At 39.2% G+C, this 4,432-nt stretch carries 4 protein-coding genes; 1 reads left to right on the plus strand and 3 read right to left on the minus strand.

The annotated features are described in order from the left end of the window. Positions 1 to 1,247: right-handed parallel beta-helix repeat-containing protein (locus V7124_RS12215; protein WP_335489371.1), on the minus strand; the 1,247-nt coding region annotated here is incomplete at its 3' end. A 289-nt stretch (positions 1,248 to 1,536) separates the two neighbouring features. On the opposite strand from V7124_RS12215, the gene V7124_RS12220 reads away from it, so the two are divergent. Beyond that, positions 1,537 to 2,631: a cytochrome-c peroxidase gene (locus V7124_RS12220; RefSeq protein ID WP_335489374.1), complete on the plus strand. Its 1,095-nt coding sequence runs from the start codon at positions 1,537 to 1,539 to the stop codon at positions 2,629 to 2,631. 56 nt (positions 2,632 to 2,687) lie between these two features. Here V7124_RS12220 and V7124_RS12225 read toward each other — a convergent pair whose 3' ends face one another. Together V7124_RS12225 and V7124_RS12230 are read right to left on the minus strand one after the other, a co-directional pair. Next, positions 2,688 to 3,830 carry a glycosyltransferase family 4 protein gene (locus tag V7124_RS12225; protein ID WP_335489377.1) on the minus strand — a complete coding sequence of 381 codons (1,143 nt, stop codon included), beginning with the start codon at positions 3,828 to 3,830 and terminating at the stop codon, positions 2,688 to 2,690. Between the two features lie 32 nt (positions 3,831 to 3,862). Further along, entirely contained in the window at positions 3,863 to 4,387 is a 525-nt protein-coding gene (locus tag V7124_RS12230; RefSeq protein ID WP_335489380.1) for a phosphatase PAP2 family protein, read from the minus strand. Positions 4,388 to 4,432: the final 45 nt, after the last annotated feature.

The following is a 4,432-nucleotide window of genomic DNA, read 5'->3' on the forward strand; positions in this document are numbered from 1 at the left end:
CTGCTAAAAATCATGATCATACTGACGATCCATGCAACTGATTGATTGTTTTTTTGCTTTACTTGAGCATTGATATGGTTCTGCATTAAGGGAACTTCATCTGCTACAAGGAGATGTTCTGGACTCTTGAGCATTTTTTGCAGCAATACCATTCCAGGATGCTGAAAGAATAATTGATAGCTAGGAACATCCTCTGTTAGATTAAGGAAAAATGGGTCTGCCCGGTAGCGAATATTACTCTTTCCATCCCCATCCGTATCAAGCTTCAATGCGGCATCCCAATAATTATTTTCGATGTTATTATTGGTTTCCTCGTTTGCTTGTATCTCATTGACATTGCTAGTAAAGGAATTGTTTGTAATTCGGTTATTCTCGATTTTGGTTATTTGTGCGCCAATAAAATTGGCCGTAATATGGTTACTGCTTATCTCATTGTCAGTTGAACCCTCCATATACATGCCAACTCGATTCGTTGAAAGTATATTTTTGCGGATGATAGATGCATGAACATCATAGAGAAGAAGTCCCTGTGAATTCACATTCTCGTTATTGTCCGTTAATTTATTTTCTTCAATAAGGGAATCTTGGGTGTCCATAATCATTGCACCTGTAATATTTTGTTTAGAAATGTTACTTATCATGGATATATGGTCTGAAAACATAATATGGAATCCATATCTTGAATTCTGAATCGTATTTCCTATAAATGTGTTATTGTGACTATTTTCCATATAGAATCCATCCTCAACATGGTTCATTCTAATACCTTCAAAATAATTAGAGTGTGACTGCCACAAATCAATCCCATTTTTACTGCCTTGCCCTGAGATGTTTAGATCCCGCACAATCGCTTTTTCGGTATTGTCGAACTGGATCCCTAGTATAGGAGTATTGATTGTTATATCTTCAAGCACATGATTTTGGCCACTGACAGAGATAGCTGCAGGGCTTTCGTCTTTTGGACAGCTGACGATTGTGATTCCCTTAAGGCTAACTTCTTGACCTGTGACAGTAATTATCGGCTCGGTGCTACAAGATTGGAAGGTTACTCCCTTTTCGCCAACGAGCACAATCGGCTTTTCCAAAACAATCGCTTCGTGATAAACTCCCTTTTTTAAAAATAGAGTATCGCCTTCGGCAGTTGAATCAATTCTAGACTGAAGTGTCTGATCAGCAAAAACCCCCGTTCTATCTCCTAAAAAACTCAAACCAATAATCAAGAAAAACAACACAATAACCCTCATCATAAAAATAATTCCTTCCTAAATTAGACACTCATACTCTTAAACTAGTGAAAATCAGAAATAATTTATATAACCCTTTAGGGCTATAAATCGCATAAATATGAACTTTTTTTGAACAAAAGTGATGCTGAGTATGGTGCCTGTCACCGCTTGTGGACACTGTCCACGCCAGGCGGACAGTTAATTGTGTTTTTCTTTAAGATTTGCTGATTTCTTCACATTCGAGTGCTCTTTTTTAGTGATAGTAATTTTATAATGGTGATAAGATAAGAAACTAGAGGAGCACCTTAATATGAATAGATTAGTGAAGGGTACTGTAATCACAACCTTAATATGTCTCGGTTTAGCAGCGTGCGGGGGGAAGGATGAGGTTAAGGCACCAACTAAACAGGCAATAAAGGAACAAGTTGAAGCAAAAGCAAGTGAAATTGATCCAGAAGAGCTTCTTAATAGCCTCCGAAATCATACGACACTTGTACCAATCGGAGATGTACTTATTCCTGAAGATAACCCGATGAAGCCGGAGGTACTTGAACTGGGACAGATGCTGTTTTTTGATCCGCGACTTTCTGGAAACAACGAGGTAAGCTGTCAAACTTGTCATGACCCAGGAATGGGCTATGGAGATAATCAGCCGACCTTTGCTAAGTATACTGGAGGCAATGGGGCAAGAAACAGTCCTACCGTTATCAATGCTGGTTATTACAAGACAAACTTTTGGGATGGGCGAGCGGCTTCTTTAGAAGAGCAGGCGCTGGGACCGATTCAAAATCCTGATGAGATGAATCAGCCGCTTGATGAACTCATCCAAGAGCTGTCTGGAGTAAAAGGTTATCAAGAACGATTCCAGGCTGCTTTTAATGAAGGAATAACAGAACAAAATATTGCAAAGGCCCTTGCTGCCTTTCAGAGGCAAATTGTTGTTAAGGATACACCGTATGACAGGTTTCTTGAAGGAGACATGGAGGCATTAACCAAACAGGAAATCAGCGGTCTTCGTTTGTTTACTGGAAAGGCTCTTTGCGTGACATGCCACAATGGAGCGAACCTCACGGATAACAATTTTTACAATATTGGTCTTAATACCGAAGATAAAGGCAGACAGGCCGTTACTGGGGAGGCAGGAGACCTGGGAAGAATTCGAACCCCTGGATTGTATGGAATTACCCACACTGCACCATACATGCGTGATGGCAGTCTTGCCACTCTTGAAGAAGTCATCGATTACTATGACCATGGCGGAGATGACCATCCTAACAAAAGCTTCTTTATGCAAAAATTTATGAGTCCGATTGGCTTAACAGACCAAGAGAAGGCAGACTTATTAGCCTTTTTAAAAGCTTTAGGTGGAGAGCCGCCGGTTTTTAAAAAGCCAGTACTTCCGTAACAAAAGAATCCTGAGCTTTACGCTCAGGATTTTATATTATAGAAGGGTTCAAATTTTTATGCATAAACTTTTTTCGCAGGTGCATCGATAACAGAATAGTAATGATCAACTAAGTTTTCGAATATTTGGTCCCACTTTTGAGTTAGTGCATATTTTCGAGCATTTAACGACATTTGTCTCCGTAGTGAGTCATTAGTCAATAACTGAACAATACGTTGGGTAAATTCCTCTGCATTTCCTGGTTCACACAGATGTCCGGTAACGCCCATAGAAATAATATTTCTTACTCCGCCAGAATTTGCCCCGATTACGGGAGTTCCGCTTGCAAGTGCTTCTAATACAACATTTCCAAAGGTTTCTGTTGGGGATGGGAAAATAAATAAGTCTGAAGCTGAATAAACCTCTGCTAATCCTTCGCCTTTTAAAAAGCCTGTGAAGCTCATATTAAGCGGTGCACTAGTTTTGAGTTCATCAAGTAATGGACCATCCCCAGCAATTAACCAGTGTACCTGTTGTTTTATTTCAGCAGGTAAAGAGTTTGCGGTTTTCATTAGAGTGTGTAAATCCTTTTCTGGTGCAAGCCGGCCAACAAACGTCAAGATTAATTTTTCCGATATACGATAGCGATTGCGAACATTCTCTTTTTTATAATTGGGATGGTAAAGCTGGCAATCAACGCCCCTTGGCCAGATTTCCAGATTGGAAAAACCACGGATATTTAGTTTTTCCAATGTGTCAATCGATGGAACAAAGAGTTTTTGAAAAGGACTATGAAACCATTTCATGTATTTCCAGAGAGGTTTAGAAAGGAATTCAAGGTCATAAAAATGTAAATAGTCACTGAAATCCGTGTGGTAGGAACCAACGATTGGAATATTAAACTTTTTTGCATAATAAACACCGGAAAGACCGACAGTAAACGGTGTTGCAACATGTATCAAATCTGGAGAGAACCGTTCGATTTCTGACTTGATTTGCATGAAATTTGGAAAAGCTAATCGACATTCAGGATAAAGAAAAAAAGGTAAGCTTTTTAACCGATGAATATGATCTGAAACATATTCATTTGAAACGGACTCAGGAGCAAATACCTTATAGGAAAAGCCTTGTCTTTCGAGATAGTGAGTAAATCGATGGAGTGTTCTCGCAACCCCGTTTACCTCTGGATAAAAGGTGTCAGTGAAAATGGCGATTTTCATAAAAACATCTCCTTAGCAAGTTCTACCTTATGTCAGGTCAAAAAATAATAACAGAGACTTCCGAAGCACGCACCAAGTATTCCCCCTGCAATGACGTCTGAAGGATAATGTAAACCTAAATAGATTCTTGATATTCCTACACAGATTCCCAAAGGAATGAGGAAGATGGCTAGTAATGGTGCTAGCAGGATAAAAGGGGTAATCACTGAGAAAACGGCTGTTGTGTGACCTGATGGAAATGAATGATCCTTTAATGGATTAGGCAATATTTTAGTTGTTTCAATTTGTAGATAAGGCCTTTTTCGTGGAAAAAGCTTCTTTACTAGCTGCACGGGTATATGACTAAGGGCCAAGGACAGAGCACTTGAAGTGGCTGCAAGTCTGATTTGGCCTGAAGATAGGATAATGAGCAATAAGGTTGTTGCGCTAATAAAGATGGCCCCGCCAATATTTGTTATCGTACGAAAAAAGAGATTAATCAACTTTTTATCAAAATGGCTATTAATCCCTTGAAACACTTTACACTCGAGTTGATAAAAGGATTGGATTATTCTCATGTTTGGAGTCTCCCTTTATTTTTAGTTTGTGTTAAACTTGGCTGT

Origin of the sequence: Neobacillus niacini, from assembly GCF_036961885.1 — a bacterium.
GTDB lineage: Bacteria > Bacillota > Bacilli > Bacillales > Cytobacillaceae > Neobacillus > Neobacillus niacini_H.